Source organism: Actinokineospora terrae, from assembly GCF_900111175.1.
GTDB lineage: Bacteria > Actinomycetota > Actinomycetes > Mycobacteriales > Pseudonocardiaceae > Actinokineospora > Actinokineospora terrae.
The window spans coordinates 52310-74370 of sequence record NZ_FOGI01000019.1; the positions used below are offsets into that span (position 1 = coordinate 52310).

Annotated in this window: 21 protein-coding genes and 1 pseudogene; 10 read left to right on the top strand and 12 right to left on the bottom strand. The window is 70.6% G+C overall.

Going from position 1 to position 22061, the window contains the following annotated elements:
• From BMY07_RS31810 to BMY07_RS31820, 3 genes are all read left to right on the top strand, one after another.
• On the top strand, positions 1–2250 hold the full coding sequence (locus BMY07_RS31810) for a translocation/assembly module TamB domain-containing protein (RefSeq protein ID WP_092786746.1): 2250 nt from the start codon (positions 1–3) through the stop codon (positions 2248–2250).
• A 232-nt stretch (positions 2251–2482) separates the two neighbouring features.
• Complete coding sequence (locus BMY07_RS31815) at positions 2483–3292, top strand: hypothetical protein (protein ID WP_143073739.1); 810 nt, start codon at positions 2483–2485, stop codon at positions 3290–3292.
• A 187-nt stretch (positions 3293–3479) separates the two neighbouring features.
• Positions 3480–6515 (top strand): beta strand repeat-containing protein, encoded by a 3036-nt coding sequence (locus tag BMY07_RS31820; protein WP_092786750.1) that lies wholly within the window; start codon positions 3480–3482, stop codon positions 6513–6515.
• Positions 6516–6572: 57 nt separating this feature from the next.
• On the opposite strand, the gene BMY07_RS31825 is transcribed toward BMY07_RS31820, so the two are convergent.
• Together BMY07_RS31825 and BMY07_RS31830 are read right to left on the bottom strand one after the other, a co-directional pair.
• A complete protein-coding gene (locus tag BMY07_RS31825) occupies positions 6573–7349 on the bottom strand; it encodes a dioxygenase family protein (protein ID WP_092786752.1) in 777 nt (258 codons plus the stop codon).
• A gap of 59 nt (positions 7350–7408) precedes the next feature.
• The gene (locus BMY07_RS31830) at positions 7409–7747 is read right to left on the bottom strand and encodes a hypothetical protein (protein ID WP_218150856.1); all 339 of its coding nucleotides are present in this window, start codon (positions 7745–7747) and stop codon (positions 7409–7411) included.
• A gap of 44 nt (positions 7748–7791) precedes the next feature.
• On the opposite strand from BMY07_RS31830, the gene BMY07_RS31835 reads away from it, so the two are divergent.
• Entirely contained in the window at positions 7792–8235 is a 444-nt protein-coding gene (locus BMY07_RS31835; RefSeq protein WP_092786756.1) for a MarR family winged helix-turn-helix transcriptional regulator, read from the top strand.
• On the opposite strand, the gene BMY07_RS31840 is transcribed toward BMY07_RS31835, so the two are convergent.
• From BMY07_RS31840 to BMY07_RS31870, 8 genes and pseudogenes are all read right to left on the bottom strand, one after another.
• Entirely contained in the window at positions 8232–8966 is a 735-nt protein-coding gene (locus BMY07_RS31840) for a response regulator (protein ID WP_245782775.1), read from the bottom strand. The two genes, BMY07_RS31835 and BMY07_RS31840, sit on opposite strands and share 4 nt — an antisense overlap.
• 27 nt (positions 8967–8993) lie before the next feature.
• Positions 8994–9203: pseudogene (locus BMY07_RS36010) on the bottom strand (helix-turn-helix domain-containing protein); the annotation flags it as partial.
• Between the two features lie 639 nt (positions 9204–9842).
• On the bottom strand, positions 9843–11216 hold the full coding sequence (gene dnaB / locus BMY07_RS31845; RefSeq protein WP_092786760.1) for a replicative DNA helicase: 1374 nt from the start codon (positions 11214–11216) through the stop codon (positions 9843–9845).
• A gap of 435 nt (positions 11217–11651) precedes the next feature.
• Positions 11652–12110, bottom strand: coding sequence for a 50S ribosomal protein L9 (gene rplI, locus BMY07_RS31850; protein WP_177215921.1), 459 nt, complete (start codon positions 12108–12110; stop codon positions 11652–11654).
• Positions 12111–12123: 13 nt separating this feature from the next.
• Positions 12124–12372 carry a 30S ribosomal protein S18 gene (gene rpsR / locus BMY07_RS31855; RefSeq protein WP_054053205.1) on the bottom strand — a complete coding sequence of 83 codons (249 nt, stop codon included), beginning with the start codon at positions 12370–12372 and terminating at the stop codon, positions 12124–12126.
• 60 nt (positions 12373–12432) lie between these two features.
• Positions 12433–12963: a single-stranded DNA-binding protein gene (locus BMY07_RS31860; RefSeq protein ID WP_092786764.1), complete on the bottom strand. Its 531-nt coding sequence runs from the start codon at positions 12961–12963 to the stop codon at positions 12433–12435.
• A gap of 2 nt (positions 12964–12965) precedes the next feature.
• Positions 12966–13256, bottom strand: coding sequence for a 30S ribosomal protein S6 (gene rpsF / locus BMY07_RS31865; RefSeq protein WP_092786788.1), 291 nt, complete (start codon positions 13254–13256; stop codon positions 12966–12968).
• Between the two features lie 149 nt (positions 13257–13405).
• Positions 13406–14410 (bottom strand): hypothetical protein, encoded by a 1005-nt coding sequence (locus BMY07_RS31870; RefSeq protein WP_092786766.1) that lies wholly within the window; start codon positions 14408–14410, stop codon positions 13406–13408.
• Between the two features lie 206 nt (positions 14411–14616).
• Between BMY07_RS31870 and BMY07_RS31875 the strand changes: the two genes are divergently transcribed.
• The 3 genes from BMY07_RS31875 to BMY07_RS31885 are packed head-to-tail and all read left to right on the top strand — an operon-like array spanning position 14617 to position 17191.
• Positions 14617–15387 carry a deoxyribonuclease IV gene (locus tag BMY07_RS31875; protein WP_092786768.1) on the top strand — a complete coding sequence of 257 codons (771 nt, stop codon included), beginning with the start codon at positions 14617–14619 and terminating at the stop codon, positions 15385–15387.
• Complete coding sequence (locus BMY07_RS31880) at positions 15384–16805, top strand: glycosyltransferase family 87 protein (RefSeq protein WP_425426383.1); 1422 nt, start codon at positions 15384–15386, stop codon at positions 16803–16805. The genes BMY07_RS31875 and BMY07_RS31880 overlap by 4 nt, the downstream gene beginning before the upstream one ends.
• A complete protein-coding gene (locus BMY07_RS31885; RefSeq protein ID WP_092786770.1) occupies positions 16802–17191 on the top strand; it encodes a DUF3052 domain-containing protein in 390 nt (129 codons plus the stop codon). Before BMY07_RS31880 ends, BMY07_RS31885 begins: the two co-directional genes overlap by 4 nt.
• Here BMY07_RS31885 and rarD read toward each other — a convergent pair.
• On the bottom strand, positions 17188–18096 hold the full coding sequence (gene rarD, locus BMY07_RS31890; RefSeq protein WP_092786772.1) for an EamA family transporter RarD: 909 nt from the start codon (positions 18094–18096) through the stop codon (positions 17188–17190). The genes BMY07_RS31885 and rarD overlap by 4 nt on opposite strands.
• 57 nt (positions 18097–18153) lie before the next feature.
• Entirely contained in the window at positions 18154–19056 is a 903-nt protein-coding gene (locus tag BMY07_RS31895; protein WP_177215916.1) for an AraC family transcriptional regulator, read from the bottom strand.
• Positions 19057–19134: 78 nt separating this feature from the next.
• Here BMY07_RS31895 and BMY07_RS31900 point away from each other — a divergent pair, with 78 nt between their 5' ends.
• From BMY07_RS31900 to BMY07_RS36330, 3 genes are all read left to right on the top strand, one after another.
• A complete protein-coding gene (locus BMY07_RS31900) occupies positions 19135–19980 on the top strand; it encodes an NAD-dependent epimerase/dehydratase family protein (protein ID WP_177215917.1) in 846 nt (281 codons plus the stop codon).
• A gap of 31 nt (positions 19981–20011) precedes the next feature.
• The gene (locus tag BMY07_RS31905; protein ID WP_092786776.1) at positions 20012–21316 is read left to right on the top strand and encodes an amidohydrolase family protein; all 1305 of its coding nucleotides are present in this window, start codon (positions 20012–20014) and stop codon (positions 21314–21316) included.
• 484 nt (positions 21317–21800) lie between these two features.
• On the top strand, positions 21801–22061 hold a 261-nt coding region (locus tag BMY07_RS36330; RefSeq protein WP_425426385.1), incomplete at its 3' end, for a helix-turn-helix domain-containing protein.

Sequence of the window (22061 nt, forward strand, 5' to 3'; positions counted from 1 at the left end):
ATGGGGTCCGTGACCGCCTACGTGCCGCTGGAGGATCTTACCGACACCGAGCAGGCGGTCAGAGAGGCTTTCGACTCGGGTTCGCGGCTCGACCTCGCAGGCCGGGACGACCGGGCGGTGCGCGGTGAGGTGCTGGCCGCGCTGCTGGTCGGCGCCTACCCGCTCGGCGTCGGCGCGATGCCCGCGATGCGGCTGGACAACGCCGCGGTCACCGGCCGGTTCGACATCGAGGGACGCGCGGTCGGGTCGGTCATCACGTTGCAGCGGTGCGAGTTCGAGCACGCCCCGGTGCTGCGGATGGCCCGGCTGGTCGCGTTGAGCCTGCGCGGGTGCAGGCTGCCCGGGTTGTACGCGCGCAACCTCCGGGTCGGCAGCGACCTGCTGCTGGAGGCGGGCTTCACCTGCTCCGGCGTGCTCGACCTGACCGACGCGACGGTCGAGGGGACGCTGCGCCTGGCGGGCGCGGTGCTGCGCAACACCGGTGCCGCCGCACTGCTGGGTGCCCGGCTGCGCGTCTCCGGGTCGGTCCACGCGGTGGCGTTGCGGGTGTTCGGCGAGCTGCGACTGCGCGGGGCGAACATCGGCGGGAGCGTTCGCCTAACCGGCGCGAGGTTGTCCCACCCGTCCGGCACGGCGTTGGAGGCAACGGGGCTCGTAGTCGCTGGAGACCTGTTCTGCGATGTGGGCGGCGGGCAGTTCGACGCGTCGGGCACGGTAATCCTGTCTGGCGCGCGCATCGGCGGTGATGCTGTGTTCTCTGGTGCGCAGCTGCACGACGGTGGCGGTGGCGACGGACATGTCCGGGTGCTGCCTAGAGGCACGGTCGACGACCACTACATCCTCGACGCCGACCGGCTGCGGGTCGACGGGGACGTGAAGCTCGACGAGGGGTTCACCGCCAGCGGCACCGTGGGACTGCGCAGCGCCCAGATCGGCGGGCACCTCCTCCTCTCCGGCGCGACCATCGGGCACCGGGCCGCGGTGGACGAGCTGGCGAAGGCCTTCGCCGAGCGGCGGGCGGTGACCAGGGTGCCGATCGCCCTCGTCGCGGACGGCATCGAGGTGCGCGGCGACGTCGAGGCCCGCGGCGCGGTCGGCGGCAAGGTCGACTCCGATGGCAACCCGGGGACCGCGCTGCGCGCCTACGGGCAGGTTCGACTCGTCGACGCCTACGTGCACGGCAGCGCGAGCCTGTCCCGCGCCCGGTTACGCGGTCCGGCCATCGACGTCCTCTTCGCCGACCGGCTGCGTGTGGGCGGCACCTTGTTCTTACGCAAGGTCCGCGCCAGCGGGTCCATCCGGCTGCAGAACGCGCACATCGGTTCCAGCCTCGACTGCTCGGGCGCGCAGCTCACCAAGCCCCGCTTACGTCCGGACGGCTCGCTTAAACCGTCGCTGGACGCGCGCGTCGCGACCGTTGGCAAGGACCTTCTCTGTAGTCACGGCTTCCGCGCGATCGGCGGTGTGCGGGTCCGGCTGGTCGAGGTGGGCAAGATGGCGACCTTCGCGGGCGCCCGACTCGGGGGACGCACTCGCCCCGGACATCTTCTTACTGACAAGGCGCTGTCCGCCTACGGCTTGTCCGCGCAAGAGCTCGTGCTCGTCTTCCCCGAACGGCGTCCCCCGCAGGGCACGGTGATCCTTACGCGCGCGACGGTCGTGTCCGTCATCGATGGACCTGGGCTGTGGGCGGCCACGGGTGGAGTGGAGATAGAGGACTTCACCTTCACTGCTCTTACCGCCATCCCCGATGTTCCGGTCAAGACGCGGTTGCAGTGGCTGCGCAAGGTTCAGCCTGACTTCGCCCCTGGCCCCTACGAGCGACTTGCCGCTGTCTACTCCGAGGGCGGCGAGGAGGAACTCGCCCAGCAGATCCACCTCGAACGTCAGCGCCGCCGCTACGCCGAACTGCACCTGGCCGGTCGGCTCTGGGGGCGGCTACAGGACATCACCGTCGGATACGGCTACCGGCCCTGGCTCGCGATGGTGTGGCTCGCGCTGTTCTGGCTGCTCGGGATGCTGTGGTTCAGCGACCACGTCATGGAGAAGCTCGACAACGACGTGAACCCGGTGTGGAACCCGCCGCTGCTGGCCACCGACCTGCTGCTCCCGATCATCGACCTGGGCCAGGACAACAAGTGGCGGATGGTCGGCGCGTCCCAGTGGATCTCGGGGGTGTTGATCGCCGTGGGCTGGATCCTGGCGACCACGGCGGCCACCGGCGCGACCCGGGTGCTCAAGCGCGGCTGATCCACAGCTGTGGACAGGTGCGACCGATTCTCGCGATCACCTGCCGTAGTAGCTCAGCGTGATCTGTGGAAACACGCTGTGTTCGTCACACGATCCGGTGGGCATCCTGAGTCACGCGTGCATAACGATGCGTGTCCCTGCCAGTGTTCCCGGTGCACGGCGCCCCAGCCGTGCTCCCCGGATCAGAAGGCGACCCCGGACAGGTATGAGTGGCTACCGCGAGGACCAGCAGGTGAGGACGGCGACCGCAGTGCGGCGCGCCGTCTCCCGCACGCTGTTCGTCCTGGGCGGCACCCTCGCCTCGACCGCGGCGGCCTGGGCCATCTCCACCGCGACCGCCGGGGCCGACGTGGCGACCGACCTGCAGCACGACCTGCGGTCGGTGGTCGACGTCGTCCCCGCGCTCGACGGCCCAGCCAAGGCGGGCCTGATCGAACTCGCCGACCAGGTCGGCGCGCTCGTCGGCGATCCGGTCGACGCCAGCCGGGTCACCCGGGTCAGCCACGAGGCGACCCACGCGGTCGAGGAGTTCGGCCGCGACCTGGCCAAGCAGTTGCCCACCCACCTCAGCGCCCCCCGGATCGAGCTGCCCACGCGCGGCTCGGCCGCAGGCACCGAGGTGGCCCCCGCACCCGAGCCGACCGGGTCCGCCCCGGTCCTCGGATCCCCCGTCGTCACGCAGGCCACCCCGGCCGCGACCGCCGAGGCACAGCCCGGCGCGCTCGCCACCCGGCACGAACCGGGCGCACAGCGCGCCGCCGGCTCCGGCCTGTCCCAGCGCGGCTCCCCCGAGACCGCCGACGAGCGGGTCGACCAGCACGCCCCCGCCCTGCCCACCGGCCCAGCCCCGTTGGCGCCGATGAGCATGCCCGCTCCGACCAACCCGGGTAACCCCGGCGCAGGCGCGGCGGACGGGCTCGGGCACGGCTTGGTCGTCACCACCCCGGCCGACTCCGCCGACACCTCGGCCAGCGCGCCGCGCACCGCTCCGGTCGCGGCCGCCACCACCGTCGACGCGCAGCCCGGCGTCACGCCCGACTGATCCACGGCGCGGCCGGGAGCACCGCTCCCCACGGTCACGCGCCCACGTCCGCCGTGCCAGGCCGCGTCACACCTGCGGGTCCAGTGCCCGCGACATACCCCCCGAAATAGCGGGTGACCCCGCCTCCGACGCCTCTCGCGTCGCGGTCACCCGTGCCTGCTCACCCCAGATGAAGGAGAAACACCAGATGCAGACCTGGGCTAAGCGCGGATTCCAGACCGCGCTGGTCACCGGTGGCTTGCTGATGCTGGGCACCGGCATCGCCTCCGCGGACGACAACATCAACCCCGACCACACGCCGCAGTCGGCGCTGGACGCGAAGATCGTTGTCGACGGCCGCGTGCAGAACAACTCCATCGGCACGGTCCTCGGCGACAAGCACCTGCCGGAGGTCAACCGCACCATCTCCACCAGCCCGCGCGAGGTCCTCGCCGCGGTGCCCGGCGGCTCGCTCGTCACCCCGCTGGCCGAGACCGCGACCCAGCGGCTGGCCACCGACCAGAACGCCCCGCTGCGCGGCAACAAGATCGTCAGCGGTGTCGCCGTCCCGGTCGACGTGTCCGGCAACGCGATCGCCCTCGGCGGCGACTCGTCGGTCACCAACGACTCCACCCAGGAGACCTCGATCTCCCGCCCGGTCACCACGACCGGCGAGGACCGCGCCATCGCGGGCAACATCATCGGCCTCGACTACACCGCGCCGGTGCAGGTGACCGGCAACGCGGTCAGCGTCGCCGGTGACGCCGAGACCGAGAACACCGCCACCCAGAGCTCCACCGTGGACGGCGACTACACCACCAACGGCGCCGACGGGGCCATCTCCGGCAACGTCGTCGGCAGCCACGCCACCACCCCGGTGCAGCTCAACGGCAACGCGATCGCCGCGGGCGGCAACGCCGACGCCGAGTCGACCACCACCTCCGACAGCCTCGTCGGCGGCGTCGTCTACACCGACGGCACCGACAGCACCCTGTCCGGCAACGGCGGGCTCGTCCCGCTGGCCGCCCCGGTGCGCGGCACCGGCACCGCCCTCGGCGTGCTGGGCCAGGCGGAGTCCGACTCGATCAACTCCACCACCGCGCAGGCGGGCCAGGAGAGCCCCGACTTCGCGGGCAACCCGGTCTACGTGCACACCAACGGCACGGACTCCACCGGCGGCGGCAACATCCTGCAGCCGGGCATCGCCTCCCCGGTCACCTCGGACTGCACCTCCGCGGTCGTGGTCGGCCAGTCCGACGCGGTCTGCAGCTCGGACCTGGTGACCGGCGCGGGCGGCGGCAACCGCACCGACGGCACCGACTCGGTGCTCGGCGGCGCCATCGGCGTCGTCCCGGTGTCGGCGGCGACCAGCGTGATCGGCAACGCCGGTGGCGTCATCGGCGACGCGTCGACCGACCAGAACAACGTCATCGACACCAGCTCGGGCGGCACCGCGATCACCCGCGGCAACGACAGCGTCCTCGGCGGCTCGCTGATCAACGGCCCGGTGTCGGCCCCGATCGACTCGTGCGCCAACGGCGGCGTCGTGGTCGGCGACTCCGACATCGCCTGCGAGAACATCACCACCACCAGCGCGGGCGGCGACGCCGGTACCGCCGGTGACGACTCCGTCGGCGGCGGCAACTCGGGCCAGATCCCGGTGACCGCCCCGGCCGAGCTGATCGCCAACGGCGTCGGCGCCCTGGGTGACCAGGACATCTACGCCACGGAGACCAAGTTCTCCAGCGCGGGCGGCGACGCCAACACCGCCGACGACGACGCGGTGCTCGCGGCCAACCTGGTCAACGCGCCGGTCTCCACCCCGCTGCAGGTGTTCGGCAACAGCGCGGGCGCGGTCGCCAACACCACCTCGGACACCGCGCTGGAGAACCAGATCAGCGCGGGCGGCCCGTCGAAGAGCACCGGCATCGGCGGCACCGGCTCCGGCAACATCGCGCAGGCCCCGATCAGCAACCCGATCCAGGCCTTCGGCGCCGGGGTCAGCGCGCTGGGCAACGGCAAGGCGCAGGCCAGCAACGTCACCAACTCCACCACCGGTGACGTCGCCACCACCGACGGCTCGGACGGCAACCTGTCCGGCAACCTGATCACCGCCCCCATCGCGGGTGCCACCCAGGCCTTCGGCGACTCGGTCGCCGTCGCGGGTGACAACGAGGCTGGCGCCACCAACGACGTCACCACCTCGGCCGGCTCGTCGGCCACCACCAACGGCAAGGACGGCAACCTCTCCGGCAACCTCATCGGTGCCCAGGCAGGCCCGCTCGTGCAGGCCTTCGGTGCCGCGGTCGCCGGTGTCGGCGGCGACAACAAGGCGAACTCCAGCTCGGTCAGCGCGACCAACGCCGGTGGCGACCTCACCACCAACGGCGACCACGGGTTCCTCTCCGGCACCCTGGCCGACGTCCCGGCCGGTGCCTTCGTGCAGCCGCACGGCGACGCCGTGTCCGCGGTCGGCAGCGACGCGTTCGGCATCTCGGACAACAACACCTCCGGCCAGATCGGTGGCACCTCCGACACCAGCGGTCGCGGTGGCAGCCTGAACGGCATCCACCTCACCTCGCCGGTCCGCGGCAACGCCCCGGTCTACGACGTGCCGGTCGAGGTGGCCGCGGACGCGCTCACCTCCGCCACGCACACCAACACCGCGGTGGTCGGCGAGAACACGACCGACGAGGACGCCCCGCTGCGCCTGCCCACCGCCGGTGGCCTGGGCGTCACGGAGCTGCCCTTCGGCGGCGTGTTCGGCCTGCCCACGCAGCGCTCCGCCACCGGCAACCCGCTGGGCAGCCTGCTCGGCGGCGGCCTGTCCACCGGGAGCCTGACCGGCGGTGGCCTGCCGACCAGCAGCCTCACCGGCGGTGGCCTGCCCACCGGGAACCTGACCGGCGGCGGTCTCCCCACCGGGAACCTGACCGGCGGCGGCCTGACCGGTGGCCTGCCCACCGACCTCGCCGGTGACCTCGTCGGCGGCGGCCTGCCCACCGCGGGCAACCTGCCGCTGCACGTCACCCCCGCGGGCCGCTCGCGCGCCGACGTCCCCGGCCTGAGCGACCTGCCGACCGACAACCTGGCCGGTGCCTTCTCCGGCAACCTGTTCCAGGCGCCGTCGCTGCACCAGCTCCCCGTCCAGACCCCGGCCCTGTCCGGCCTGGACACGACCTCCGCGCTGCCCGTGTCGTCGCTGACCGACACCCAGTCGCGCCTGTCGAACCTGTTCGGCTGATAGCCCGCTAGTCGGAAGCGGCCCCCCGGAGCACCTGCTCCGGGGGGCCGTTCCTCGTCAGCCGAACTGCCAGGACCGCTTGGCCAGCCCGTACCAGTAGCCGTCGATGACCGCGCGGTGCTGGACCTGACTGTCTACAGTGGCGCCGAGGGAGACGAACAGCGGCGCGAAGTGCTCGGTCCTGGGGTGCGCCAACCGCGCCGCCGGTGCCTTGCGCTGGAAGTCGACCAGCGCGTCCAGGTCGTGCGCCGCCACCGCCCGGTCCCCCCAGTCGTCGAACTCGCTCGACCACGACGGCGGCGTGTGCGCGGCATCGCGACCCAGGTCGAGACCGGACAGGTTGTGCGTGAAGAACCCGCTGCCGATGATCAGCACACCCTCGTCGCGCAGCGGTGCGAGCCTGCGCCCGATCTCCACCAGGACGACCGGGTCCAACGTCGGCATCGAGATCTGCAGCACCGGCACATCGGCGTCGGGGAACATCTCGACCAGCGGCACGTAGGCGCCGTGGTCCAGTCCGCGCGCGGGGTCGTCGGCGACGGGGGTGGCCGGGGTGCGCAGCAGCTTGCGCACCTGCTCGGCGAGCTCGGGTGCACCGGGCGCGGGGTAGCGGACCTGGTAGTAGCGCTGCGGGAATCCCCAGAAGTCGTAGGTGAGCGGCACGGTCGTCGTGGCCCCGATGGTCAGCGGCGCCTCTTCCCAGTGCGCGGAGACGATCAACACCGCCCTCGGCTTGCCCAGCTCCCCGGCCCACGCCGCCAACTGCCCAGTCCACAGCCCGTCATCCGCCAACGGCGGCGCGCCGTGACTGAGGTACAACACCGGTTGCGCCATGACCTCACCCCTGATGGTTGAAACTTGAACAACCTATCACGACGTTCGGCCCGGCGCGGTTATTCCTGAGCCAGGTTCCGCACCATCCGCTCCAGCGTCCGCACCGTGGTGAGGTAGTCCTGCTCACTGATCCCGTCCGTCACGGCCTGCCGGACGCGCGCCACCCGAGCGGCCAACTCCGCCTTCGCCCGCTCCCCAGCCGGAGTGAGCCGATCACCCTCCACCCACCCGCGCCGCCGAACACTCCGCAACGCCTCAGCCCCATCGAACGGCCCGGTATCCCCCGGCAACGCGTTGAGCACCTGCCACTCCCGGCGCGTGACATCGCCCAACTCCCGCTCGAACGCCCGCTCGAGCTGCCCGTCCAACTCCTTGACCCAGTACCCGATCGGCCGCATGCCCAACTCCATGTCTCTTTACAAGTACATGTAAAGTAACATGCATGGATGCCGTGTCCGAGGTCGAGCGCGCGATGGTCGCCATCCGCCGCCTGCAAACCCGCCGCACCCTCGCAGGCCCCCACGACCCCACGCTCACCCTGGTCGTCGACACCCTCGAGGCCGCAGGCCCCTGCACCATCACCGACCTGGCCGCCGCGCTCTCCGTGGACCAACCCCGAGCCAGCCGCCTCGCCGCCCGCGCCGTGACCGAAGGCCTAGCCCACCGGACCCCCTCCCAATCCGATGCCCGCCAAGTACTCCTCTCGCTGACTCCCGCAGGCCAAGCCCACGCCACCACCGTCCACACCACCCGCCGCCAAATCTTCGCCCAAACCATGTCCACCTGGACCGACGAAGACCGCACCACCTTCGCCACCCTCCTCTCCACCTTCGTCGACTCCTACACCCAGGTAGTCCACGAACGGTCGACTCGGAGCAAGGACTAGGCGGGATCGTGCTTCCTCAACAGTTCGAGCACCCGGCTCGCGTGAGCCATCCCGGTAGGAGCCGACGCCGCGTACACCGCCGCCTCGGTCCGGCGCTCGAACCCCAGCTTCCGCAGCAACGACGACACGTGGTTCTTCACCGTCTTCTCTGCCACGTACAGGTAACCCGCGATCTGCCGGTTGGTCAGCCCCTTGGCGACCAGGTCGAGGATCTTCCGTTCTTGCTCGGTCAGGCTCGCGTAGCGGTGGTCACCCCGCGGCCCGAGATCCAGGCGGTCCACCAGGTCCCTGGCGCTGGCGAGATCGAGGAGGGAGCGCCCACTCGCGACAGTGCGGACGGCACTGACCAGGTCACCGCCCGAGGTCTGCTTGAGCACGTACCCGCTCGCGCCCGCCATGATCGCGCCGAAGAGGGCTTCGTCATCGGAGAACGAAGTGAGGATCAGGCACGCCGGTGGTGGGGTCATCGCCGACCTGATCGCTCGGCACACCGACACACCATCACCGTCCGGCAGCCGTAGGTCGAGGATCACCACCGTCGGCCGCACCGCGGGTATCCGCGCCAAAGCCTGCGTGACAGTCGCTGCCTCGCCGACCACCTCGATGTCCGACTCGACCTCGAGCAGCTGCCGCAGGCCGCGCCGGACCAGTTCGTGGTCGTCGACCAGGAAGACGGTCGTCGGTGGTCGTGGCTTCTCCTTGTCGTCTAGCTGCGAGCGGGCTGCTAGCAGTCGTCGCTCCCAGGCGGCGACGTCCCCACCACATGCCTGGACGAAGGCCCGCAGTACGGCAGGGGTCGGCAAGGCCTGCCCGCTGGCGGCCTGGGACAGGACCGCAGGGGAATAGCCCGCCTTGCCCGCCATCTCCCGGTAGGTCGTGCCGGAACCCGCCCGCAGCTCTCGCAACCCGGTCGCGAACTCGGCAACCGGGCCATCCCGCGGGTCCAGTGGTTTCTCGGGTCGAGCCATGCCCTGTTCCTCGAGTCGACCCGTGGGCCCCGGCGGTGGTCCGCCGGAGCCCACGGGTGTCACTTCACCAACGAGCCGGGCTCGTACCGCCGCGCCTGTTCGCGACTCCGGCACCAACAGCGGCCAAGACGGCAGCCGCCGCGGCCGTGACCGGGCTGTGGCCTCTGCTCACCAGCAGTTCGACGTAGCAGCAGATGCCACCGAAGGTGACGAGCTGGAACGCAGGCGCGACCGCCGCGTGGGCGAGCCGGTCTCCGGGGGACTGTCGAGGCGGTCTGGCGGCGCGCCGCCAGAACCTGGGGGATGTGGACATCGAGACGCCTTCCTGAGCTTCCGGGATGGGGCCGCGGTCCGTTCCGGGGGAACCAGCCCGTCGAGTAGGCGCTCGACGGGCAACCCGATGCGTACCGCGCACGGTCGATCATGGTGGATCGCCGGGGCGCGCACCAGACCTCAGCGCCGAGTGGCGGTGGTGGTTGTTTGGCCGACTGCGGCTGTGATCGGGCCGGATTCCCCTACAGGTGGCGCACAGCTGCGGAAATGATCGGGGCAGAGACTGGGCCGCGTTCTTTCCGGGATGGGGCCGCTGACTCGCGGTGGTCCCCCGTAGGCGCGGGGGACCACCACTTTTGCTCCCGGTCAGCCCTGGGCGAGGTCGGCGAAGCGGCTGTAGTGGAGTTGGTGGGCTACTACGACGGTGGCGGTGGGGCCTGCTCGGTGTTTGGCGAGGATGAGGTCGGCCTCGCCTGCTCTGGGGTCGTCGCGCTCCCAGGCGTCGGGGCGGTTGATGAGGATGACCATGTCGGCGTCTTGTTCGAGGGAGCCGGATTCGCGCAGGTCGGAGAGCATGGGGCGTTTGTCGGTGCGCTGTTCGGGGCCGCGGTTGAGCTGGCTGATGGCGATGACCGGGACCTCGATCTCCTTGGCCAGGAGCTTGAGCTGGCGGGAGAACTCGGAGACTTCCTGCTGGCGGGACTCGACGCGCTTGCCGGAGCTCATCAGCTGGAGGTAGTCGACGACCACCAGCTTGAGGTCGTGGCGCTGCTTGAGCCGACGGGCCTTGGCGCGGATCTCCATCATGGTCATGTTGGGCGAGTCGTCGACGAACATGGGGGCCTCGCTGATCTCGCTCATCCTGCGGGCGAGGCGGGTCCAGTCGTCGTCGGTCATCCGGCCGCCGCGCATGTCGCCGAGGCGGATCTTGGCCTCGGCGGAGAGCATGCGCATGGTGATCTCGGTGCGGCTCATCTCCAGCGAGAAGATGACGCTGGCCATGCCGTGCTTGATGGAGCAGGAGCGGGCGAAGTCGAGGCCGAGGGTGGACTTGCCGACGCCAGGGCGGGCGGCGACGATGATCATCTGGCCGGGGTGCAGGCCGTTGGTGATCTCGTCGAGGTCGACGAAGCCGGTGGGGATGCCCAGCGAGCTGCCGCCGCGGGAGGCGATGGCGTCGATCTCGTCCATGGTGGGCTGCAGCAGGTCCTCGAGCGCGACGTAGTCCTCGCTCATGCTGCGCTCGGTCACCTCGTAGATCGAGGCCTGCGCGCGGTCGACGATCTCGGTGACGTCGGCGCCCTCCGCGCCCTGGTAGCCCAGCTGCACGATCCGGGTGCCCGCCTCGACCAGCCGCCGCAGGATGGCCTTCTCGGCGACGATCTCCGCGTAGTACCCGGCGTTGGCCGCGGTCGGCACGATGGAGATGAGCGTGTGCAGGTACGGCGCGCCGCCGACCTTGCGCAGTTCGGCGCGGCGTTCCAGCTCGGCGGAGACGGTGATCGGGTCGGCAGGCTCGCCCCTGCCGTAGAGGTCGAGCACGCAGTCGTAGACGATCTGGTGCTTGGGCAGGTAGAAGTCGCCGGGGCTCAGCGCCTCGACGACATCGGCGATGGCGTCCTTGGACAGCATCATGCCGCCGAGCACGCTCTGCTCGGCGCGCAGGTCTTGCGGGGGCTTGCGGTCCATCCCGTGCTCGCCGGGCTCCGGCGGCAGGGAGTGGTCGTCGGCCAGCGCCACGGACAGCCCCTCCTAGCAAGACTCGGTGGTTCGCGGACCCTAGGTCGTCGGTACGACATTCGGGTGGTGGTCTACCACCACGCGTCGGGTCGCCAGGCGACGCTAGGACCCCCGAACAGCCCCTTGCAAACCACGGTGGGGACGGTTCTGTGGACAACCTGGGGATGAACCGGGTGAGCTGCGCATAGCTACCCGGCAGGGTGTGGACAACCTGTGCACAAGTCTCTGGCTTGTTGGAGAAACCCCTGGTCAAAGCCTGTGCACAACTTGTGGAGAAGGTCGCCTGGCTGTTCCCCGGCGTGTCGCGCCGCCGCCGGTTTTCGGCGTGTCGCGTGACCGTTAGCTCGGTGGGGTGACCACAACCTGTGGACAACTGCGCACACGCAGATCCGCCCCACTCAGAGTGACCGAGCGGGGCGGATCAGCGGTGGTCGATCAGTTCGCGGCGGCGACGTTGACCGTGAACGCGGCGGTGACGTCCGGGTGCAGCCGGACGCTGACCGAGTGCTTGCCGACGGTCTTGATGTGACCGGCGACCTCGACGGCGCGCTTGTCCAGCACGGGGCCACCGGCGGCCTTGACCGCGGCGACGATGTCCGAGGTGGTGATCGAGCCGAACAGCTTGCCCGACCCCGAGGCGGCCTTGGCCTTGAGCGGGACGCTGCCCAGCGCGGACAGCGCGGCCTTGACCTCCTTGGCGTGGTCGAGGTTGCGGATCCGGCTGGCCTCCTGCGCCCGGCGGATGACCTGGACCTGCTTCTCGGCGCCCTTGGTCGCCAGGATGGCGAAGCCGCGCGGCAGCAGGTAGTTGCGGCCGTAGCCGTCCTTGACCTCGACGAGGTCACCAGGGCCGCCCAGGCCGCTGACGTCGGTGGTGAGGATGAGCTTCATGATCGTCCCCTCCTGATCAGCGGGCGGTCGAGGTGTACGGGAGCAGAGCGACCTCGCGGGCGTTCTTGACCGCGATGGCGACGTCGCGCTGGTGCTGGCTGCAGTTGCCGGTCACCCGACGCGCGCGGATCTTCCCGCGGTCGGAGATGTACTTGCGCAGCAGCGTCGTGTCCTTGTAGTCAATGTTGACCGGGCGGTCCTTCTTGACGTCCTTGCAGAAGACGCAGACCTTCTTCTTCGGCTTGCGGATGGGTGGCTTGGCCACGGTGAAACTCCTGAGTGGTTATGTCGAGACAAGCGTCTGGGTGTGGGTGCGTGACCCGGGTCAGAACGGCGGTTCGTCGTTGAAGCCGCCGCCGCCACCAGCGGGCGGTGCGGAGCCCCACGGGTCGTCGGGGGGTGCGGACGGGCCGTTGTAGCCACCGCCGCCACCACCACCGCTGCCGCGACCGCCGCCACCGAATCCGCCGCCACCTTCGCCGCCGGTACCCCGGCTGACCTTGTTGACCTTCGCGGTGGCGTAGCGCAGCGAGGGGCCGACCTCGTCGACCTCAAGCTCCATGACGGTGCGCTTCTCGCCCTCGCGGGTCTCGAAGGAACGCTGCTTGAGCCGCCCGGTCACCAGCACCCGCGCGCCCCTGGTCAGCGATTCGGCCACGTTCTCCGCGGCCTGCCGCCAGATGTTGCAGCGCAGGAACAGCGCCTCCCCGTCCTTCCACTCGCCGGACTGGCGGTCGAAGGTGCGCGGGGTGGACGCCACGGTGAAGCTCGCGACAGCGGCGCCGGAGGGGGTGAACCGCAGCTCCGGGTCCGCCGTCAGGTTGCCGACGACCGTGATGATCGTGTCCCCTGCCATGGTCAGGCCGTCTCGCGCCGCATGACCTTGGTGCGCAGGACGGACTCCTGCAGGGAGAGCTGGCGGTCGAGTTCCTTGACCGCGTCCGGCTCGGCGTTCACGTCGAGCACCGCGTAGATGCCCTCGGCGTGCTTCTTGATCTCGAACGACAACCGGCGCTTGCCCCAGATGTCGACCTTCTCGACGTTCCCGCCCGAAGTGCGGATGACGTTGAGGAACGTTTCCAGCGACGGCGCAACGGTGCGCTCGTCCAGGGTGGGGTCGAGGATGACCATAACCTCGTAATGACGCATGAAGACCACTCACCTCCTGTGGACTCGGCGGCCGCGGACGTTCCGCGGCAGGAGGGTCTCGCCGACGGAGCGTAACAGTCGCCGCTCGCGCCCCGTGCGGCACCCAGCCGGTGACCAGTGCAGCACCGACCACCGACAACGCAGAGTGGTCAGGCGGGGGTGCGGCGCAGCACCCAGGTCCGGACCAGGGCGGCGGTGACCCCGGAGAGCGCGAACACGGCGAGGAGCACCGGCAGCGCGATGCCGCGGCCGAAGGGGGCGTCGAGCGCCTCCGCGTGCCCGGCCGCCTGGACGCCGTCGGCGTCACCGGTGCCGAGGATGCCGAACTGGGGCGAGTAGCCCGGGACCGCGCCGCCGTAGCGCACGCCTGGCGACGGTGCGAAGAGCCCGGCCTGGGCGTACGGGATGCCCGAGTAGTCGGTCATCGGCGAGCGGCCGAAGGTGAAGCCGGAGCGGTAGAGCGGCAGGCCGCCGGGGGTGGTGCCGCCGATGACGGAGGTGTTCGGACCGGGAGTGCCCGGTCCGCCGGTGCCGGGGGTCTGCGGGTTGCCGCCGGTGCCCGGGGGCTTGGTGGTGCCGGGCTTGGTCGGCACGCCGGGCAAGCCGGGGACGACCTGCGGGAGGGCGGCGGCGCCCTTCTCGACCACGCCCGCGACGGCACCGGCGCCGTCCTGGACCGGGGCGGTCACGGCGTTGACCACGGTGACGGTGATCGAGCAGCCCGCGGTCAGCGCGCCTTGGATGCCGGAGACGATCCCGCCGAGCGCCGTCCCGATCAGCGGGACCTTGGCGATGGCCTCCTGGATCTTGGGCACGGCGGCCGCGGCGATGGTGCTGCCCGGGATGGTGGTGTTGGCTGCCGGGATGGCGCCGATGGGGATGTTGCCCATGGAGGTCACCGCGCCGCGCACGCCGGTGGCCAGGGTCGGGCCGAGCAGCGGGACGGCGTTGACCACGCGCAGCACCGGGTCGAGCACGGCGGCGGGGCTCAGCGAGATCGGCGTGCCGGGGGCGCCCTGGATCGTGGTCGCGCAACTGCCCACCACGATGGGCGGCGCCGCGGCGGCCGTGCCGCTGCCCGCGAGCAGGCCGGTGGCGGTGCCGCTGAGGACCAGCACCAACCCGGCCGCGTAAGTCTTGCCACGCCGTAGCATGAAGATCCTCCGGATACCGGCGAGTAGCTTCACTGGGAGACAACGACTGTAACCCGACATGGTGACGTCCACGGGACAGGTTTCCCCGAAAGTGCTTCGCGTTAGCCCGGTTGGAGCAAGCGACCCCGGTGGAGGCCCACGTGGGCGTGGAGTGACCGACCACCGAGGGGTCCCACGGTCGGAGGTGGCGACTACCCTTTCCGGCCATGAGCATCGGTGCCCACGTCCGCGATGACGACCCGCTCGACGCAGCCCGCGAACGCGGCGCCGACGTGGTGCAGTTCTTCCTCGCCGACCCGCAGGACTGGAAGGCGCCGAAGCCGCACCCGAGGGCCGACGAGCTGCTCGCGACCGAGGTCGAGGTCTTCGTGCACTCGCCCTACGTGGTCAACCTGGCCTCGACCAACAACCGGATCCGGATCCCGTCGCGCAAGCTGATCACCCAGCACGCCGACGCCGCGGCCAAGGTCGGCGCCAAGGGCCTGGTCGTGCACGGCGGGCACGTCAACAAGGGCGAGGACCCGCAGGTCGGCATCGACAACTGGCGCAAGTTCTTCGAGCGCCAGCACGCCGAGGGCGGGTTCGGGGTGCCGATCCTGATCGAGAACACCGCGGGCGGCGACAACGCGATGGCCCGCCGGTTCGACATGCTGGCCCGGCTCTGGGACGCGGTCGCCGAGTTCGGCGCCGGCTTCTGCCTGGACACCTGCCACGCGTTCGCCGCAGGCGAGGACTTGGTCGGCATCGTGGAGCGGGTCAAGGCGATCACCGGTCGGGTCGACCTGGTGCACCTCAACAGCTCCCGCGACGAGTTCGGCTCCGCGCGCGACCGGCACGACAACATCGCCACCGGCACCATCGACGCCGACCAGCTGGTCGCCGTGGTCGCCGCCGCGGGCGCGCCGGTCGTGGTCGAGACCCCGGCCGACGGCCAAGCCGCGGATATCGCGTTCCTGCGTGAGGCGCTCGGACGGTGAGCACAGTGCCCGCCGGCGTCACCGCCGCCGCACCGGCAGGCGAGCCGGAGGGCACCCCGGCTCGGCTGGGGGGCGCCGCCAGGCTCGGCCGCGGCGCGCTCGCGGTCGTCGTGCTGCTGTGCGGGCTCACGCTGCTGCTCGGGTTCGCCAACAAGGACCGCTGCACCGGCCCGCAGTTCGACACCTGGGGCCGCAGCCAGCCCGGGTTCGACGAGCGCAAGTACGCCGACGTCTGCTACTCCGACATCCAGTACCTGTGGATCGGCCGCGACATCGATCGGCACGTGTTCCCGTACGTGCACGGCAGGATCACCGCGGACGGCGCGCTGGAGGGCGGCACCGTCGAGTACCCGGTGCTGACCGGCCTGCTGATCTGGGCGGGCGCGCTGTTCGCGCACACCGACGCCGAGTTCCTGCTGGCCTCCGCGCTGATCATGGCCCCGTTCGGGCTGGTGACCGCGTGGCTGCTCGGCAGGCTGTCCCGGTGGCGCGCGTTGATCTGGGTGCTGTCGCCACCGCTGGTGATGTACGCGTTCCACAACTGGGAGCTCCCGGTCGTGGCCTGCGCTGTCGCCGCCGTCTACGTCGTGCACCGCGGGTGGGGTAAGCGCGGTGTGGCGCGGCCGTTGGTGCAAAGAGCCACGGTGAGCGCTGTCTTCCTCGGTCTCGGCTTCGCGTTCAAGATCTACCCGGCGATCTTCGTGCTGCCGCTGATGCTCTACGTGCTGACCGGCGGCCGCGAGGGCCGTGAACTGCCCCCGGGCAAGAGCCGCGATGTCGTGGGCATGATCCGCGTGGCGCTGGTGGCGATGGGCACGGCGATCGCGGTGAACCTGCCGTTCGCGCTGATCGGACCGGACGGCTGGCTCGCCTCGTTCGTCTTCCAGGGGCAGCGCAAGGCCGACATCACCGCGAACTCGATCTGGTTCTGGGCGCTGCGCCCCGACTCGGACCCGCAGAACACCGCCGTGCACGACTACATCACCGTCGTGTCGCTGGTGCTGGTGTTCGCCTCGTTCGCGGTGGCCTGCATCATCGGCTGGCTCCGCTTCCAGCGCGAGGGCACCTACCCGTGGATCGCGGTGTCGGCGGCCATGCTGTGCGGGTTCCTGCTGCTGCACAAGGTCCACTCGCCGCAGTACACGCTGTGGCTGGTCCCGATGTTCGTGCTGCTGAACCTGCGCTGGGGCTGGATCGCCGCGTACTGCGTCGCCGACCTGGCGATGGGGATCGGGATCTTCCTCTGGTTCGCCCAGATCGCGGCCAAGCAGCCCTCCGGCATCTACGAGGGCTTCGCGGCGCAGGCGGTGATGATCGGCGTCTGGGGTCGCGCGGCCCTGCTGGTCGGCATGTTCGTCGCGTTCCTCAGCGCCAAGGACACCGTCGACCCCGCACCGGACCGGCTCGTCCGGGTATGACCGCCGGGTACTCGGGCAAGCCGCTCGCCGCGAAGCTGGGCGTGAAGGAGCAGTCCCGGGTGCTGGTCACCGGCGCGCCCGCGGGGTTCGACCTCGGCGCCCCGCACCACACCCGGCCAGGCCGGGAGCCCTACGACGTCGTGCTGCTGTTCTGCCCGTGGACCGCCGACCTGGTCCGCGGGTGGGAGCCGTCGGTGTCGCGGCTCAAGGTCGACGGCGCGCTGTGGGTCGCCTGGCAGAAGAAGGCCGCGAAGGTGCCGACCGACCTCGACGAGAACGGCGTGCGGGGCTACGCCCTCGACCACGGCCTGGTCGACGTGAAGGTGTGCGCGGTCGACGCGGTGTGGTCGGGGCTGAAGCTGGTCCGCAGGCTCGTCGACCGCTAGACCAGTTCGGGCGTCGGCTCGGCCACCCGGCGCGCGCCGAGGCGGCGGCGGGCGACCAGCGACTCGGCGGTGATGATGACCAGGGCCAGCCAGACCAGGCCGAAGCCGACCCAGCGCGCGGTGGTCATCCGCTCGTGGAAGATCAGCAGGCCGATGCCGAACTGGATGATCGGCACGAAGTACTGCAGCAGGCCCATGGTGGTCATCGGCACCCTGGTCGCCGCGGCGCCGAACAGCAGCAGCGGGATGGCGGTGATCAGGCCGGTGCCCGCGAGCAGCACGGCGTTGAGCCAGCCCGCGTGGCCGAACGTCCCGCCGCCGCCCGCGTGCGTGAACACCAGGTACCCGAAGGCGAGCGGGGCGAGGATCGCGGTCTCCAGCGCCAGGCCCTCGGTGGAGCCGACGTCGGCCTTCTTCTTCATCAGGCCGTAGGTGCCGAAGGAGAACGCCAGCGTCAGCGCGATCCACGGCAGGCGGCCGTAGTCGAAGGTCAGCTCGACGACCGCGCCGAACGCGACCGCGAGGCCGATCCACTGCGCGGGCCGCAGCCGCTCCCCCATGAACACGACGCCCAGGGCGATGGTCACCAACGGGTTGATGAAGTAGCCGAGCGCGGTCTCCACAACCTGGTTGCTGTTGACGCCGTAGATGTACATGCCCCAGTTCAGGCCGATGGTGACGGCGCCGACGCAGATGTAGAGCAGCTTCCTGCCGTTGATCGCGCGCAGGTGCTTCCACCGCCTGCCGACCAGCACGATCGCCGCGACGACCACCAGCGACCAGCAGATCCGGTGCGCCAGGATCTCCACCGGTCCGGCCGGGGCGAGCAGCGGCCAGTAGAGCGGGAAGAACCCCCAGGCCAGGTAGGCGAGGAAACCGAGCCAGAACCCCTGCCGACTCGCCATGATCCTCCGATCATCCCACCTATTGGACCTGGTTGACAGTCTTACACCCGCAGCCTGCTACGCCAAACGGGTATTGCGGTAGCGGCCGGGTGGCGATCCGGTGGCACGTCGGAACGCGGTGCTGAACGCGAACTCGCTGCCGTACCCGACCTGGGCCGCGACCTGCGCGACCGACAGGTCCGGCTGCTCCAGAAGCAGCGCGGTGGCCAGGTCCATCCGCCAGCGGGTGAGGTGCGCGCCCGGCCCCTCGCCGACCAGCTCGCGGAAGCGCGGCGCGAACGCGGCCCGGCTCATCCCGGCGACCTTGGCCAGCCCGGCGACCGTCCACTGCCGCGCGGGCTCGCCGTACACCGCTGCCAGCGCCAGCCCGATCCGCGCGTCCGCCAACGCGGCCCGCCACGAGCCCGACTCGGCCGGGCGAGCCAGCTCGGCGCGGATGACCTGCAACAACACCAGCTCGACCAACCGGGCGGCGACCACCTCCGTCGCCGGTCGGCGCTCCCGGATCTCGTCGCGCAGCGCGTCGAGGAGAGCTGCTAGGTGGGGCAAGCCGGTCGGTAGGTGTACCAGCGGCGGTAGGGCTCGCAGCAGCAGCGACCTGGCCGCACCCTCGACGGTCAACTCCGCGCACAGCAGCACCGTCCGCGGCCCATCGCCACCGTGGCGGCGGAACACCGAGAGCCCCTCCCCCGCGGGCCACTCCGGTTCGTCGACCAGCTCGGCGCCCCGGTCGTTGCGCAGCGTGTGCCTGCCGCTGTGCAGGGCGACGAGGTCCCCGACGCCGATGGGCACGTCGTCAACCCACAGGTCCCCGTCGAGCACCAGGTGCAGCGACACGGTGTCGCGCTCGGCCAGCCGCACCCCCCACGGCGCGCCCATCTCGACCCGCCCGAACCGGGCGACACCGATGCGCACCCGCCGCAGCAGCGCGGCCAGCACGTCCCCTGGACCGTCTCGCATGAACTCTGGACCCCCACGCATTCCCGCCACCCGCACCGGATTCCTACCTTTGGTCTACCAGCAGAACGGGAGACCACAGTGGACATCTTCGTCACCGGGGCGAGCGGTTACATCGGTTCCGCGCTCACCAGGACCCTCATCGCCCGCGGCCACCGGGTCCGCGGCCTCGCCCGCAGCGCCGCGGCCGAGGCGGTGGTCCGCGGTCACGGCGCCGAACCGGTCCGCGCAGCGCTGACCGATGTCGACGTCCTGGCCCGAGCGGCGGCGGACGTCGACGCGGTGGTGCACACGGCGGCCACCGAGACCGCGGACCGCGCGGACGTCGACCGGGCCGCGGTGACCGCCATGCTCGACGCCAAGCCTGGCGCGTTCATCACGACCACCGGCGCGCCGCGGGCTCGGTCCTCGCGGACGCCGGTCGCCGAGGACGACACGGCTCCCGTCGAGGGTCCGCTCGCGTGGTTGGCCGAGGCTGAGGCGCGCGTGCTCGAATCCGGTTCGCGCGGTGCGGTAGTCCGGCCGCCGATGGTCTACGGCGACGGCGGCGGGCCGGTGTCACGCCTCGTGGCCCAGGCCGCGGCCGACGGCGTTGCCCGCCACATCGGCGACGGCGCCAACCGCTGGTCCACTGTGCACGTCCGCGACCTCGCACTCGCCTACGCACTGCTCCTGGAAACCGAGGCCACCGGCGTCTTCCACGTCTCGGACGGGCACGAGTCCATGGCCGACCTGATGACCGCGATCGGGGCCAGGGCAGGCGTCCCGGTCGCGTCGTGGTCCCTCGACGAGGCACTGGCCACCCACGGCTGGGGCGCGGGCTTCCTCGCCGCCGACGCGGTCCTCGACGCGTCCCGGATCACCGCGCTCGGGTGGACCCCCGCGGTCGGCCTCGGCATCCCGCGCGACCTGCTGTCCACGAGCTGAGCGGCGCGGCGGGACCTGGCAGGATCCACGCATGCCGCTTCGCCTGCACGCTCCCGTGATCCTGCCGTGCGACCCCGAGTGCAGCGTCCTGCGCGACGCCGTCCTCGACATCGGCGAGGACGGCCGGATCACCCACGTCGGACCGGGGGCCGACGCGCCGGAGCACCACGGCCCCAGCAAGCGGCTCACCGGCATCCTCATGCCCGGCTTGGTCAACGCGCACGCGCACAGCCCGATGACCCTCCTGCGCGGCCTCGGCGGCGACCTCCCGCTGATGCGCTGGCTGACCGAGGTCATCTGGCCGACCGAGGCCAGGCTGACCCCGGACGACGTCTACGCGGGCATGGTCCTCGGCTCACTGGAGATGCTGAAGGCAGGCGTCACCACCAGCGCCGAGATGTACTTCTACGGCGAAGAAGTCGTCCGGGCCGTCCTCGACACCGGCGCCAGGCTGGTGCTCGGCCCCGCGATCATCGACGCCCCCGGCTGGAACTGGGCCGAGCAGCTTGCCAACACCAGCAACTGGATCGACAACGACGGCCTCCGCTTCGGCCCCGGCGACCGCATCGAGATCGGCTACGGCCCGCACTCGGCGTACACCCTGTCCCCTGACGCACTCGGTCAGGTCGGCGCTGCTGCGCGCGAACGTGGTGCGCTGGTGCAGATCCACGTGGCCGAGTCCCTGCCGGAGGACGTTGCGCAGCGGGAGAAGTACGGGAGTGTGCCTGTGCTCCTGGACCAGGTCGGGCTTTTCGGTGGTCGGGTTCTCGCGGCGCATGCGGTGCACTTGTCTGATGGCGACATCGAGACGCTTAGGCGCTATGAGGTGGGGGTTGCTCATTGCCCGGGGTCTAATACGAAACTGGCTTCTGGTATTGCTCGGCTTGCGGATCTTCGGGCTGCTGGGGTCGCGGTTGGTGTCGGGACTGATGGGCCTGCCAGCAATGACGACCTGGATTTGTGGGAGGACGTTCGGTTGGCCGGGTTGCTGGCTCGTGTGTCCACAATGGATTCCACGGTGGTGGGGGCCGCGGATCTGTTGTTGATGGCTACGCGGGGTGGGGCGGCTGCGTTGTCGCGGACGGATATCGGGGTGCTGGAGCCGGGGGCTTGGGCGGATCTGGTGCATGTCGGGGTTGATGATCCGGCGTTCGCTGGGGGGCTGGATATTGGTGATGGGCATTTGTTGTCGAACTTGGTGTGGGCGGCGGGGGCGCGGACTGTGGAGGATGTTTGGGTGGCTGGGGAGCGGGTTGTTGCTGGGGGGGTGGTTACTACGGTGGATGAGGGGGGTGCGTTGGTTGCGGCTCGGGGGGCTGTGGGGCGGTTGATTTAGGCGGGGGTGGTTTGGGGTTTGCCTGGGTGCGTTGCTTGTGCCTTGGGAGTGGGGTCTTTCATGTGGAGGTGTCCACATGGGCGGGTGTTGTCCACAGGGGGATGATTCAGCCTTCTGGGGTGGGTGGGGGTCTCGGTAGGCTGTGTATTGGGGGGTGCTTGGGGCGGGTTGATCTTGCGGAGTTGATTGTCCACAGGGCGCCCGCTCACTCTGGCCGTTCTGTCGGTGGTGCTCGGTAGGCTGTATATCGGGGGCTGCGTTGGCCGGTTTGATCTTGAGCTGAGGGGTGTCCGGCTCTCGGTCTCGCCTGCGGCGTGGATGATCAACGGCTCGCCTTCGGCATTGCGGTGGGGCGCGATTTAAGTGACAAGCTCGATGGGGCGAACTTGTTTTGCGCGGGGCCTTGGTCTCAATCGGTGGATGCGCCATGTGTGGGATGATCTTCGTGTCGGAGTGATCGGAGATTGTTTCTGTGCGTGGTGTCGTGTTGGGTCCGGACGATCGGGAAGTGATTTCGCGGGAGTTGCGGGCGGGTCGCTCTTTTCGGTCGGTCGCGTTGATGCTGGGACGGCATCATTCAGTGATCGCTCGTGAGGTGGCCCGGAACGGCGGACGGGATGGGTATCGGGCGATGGCGGCCGATCGTCGGGCGCGGAAGAAGCTGGCGCGCCCGAAACCTCGGAAGTTGGAGACAGCGGGACGGTTGCGTGAGTATGTGGTGGCCGGGTTGGAGTTGTTGTGGTCG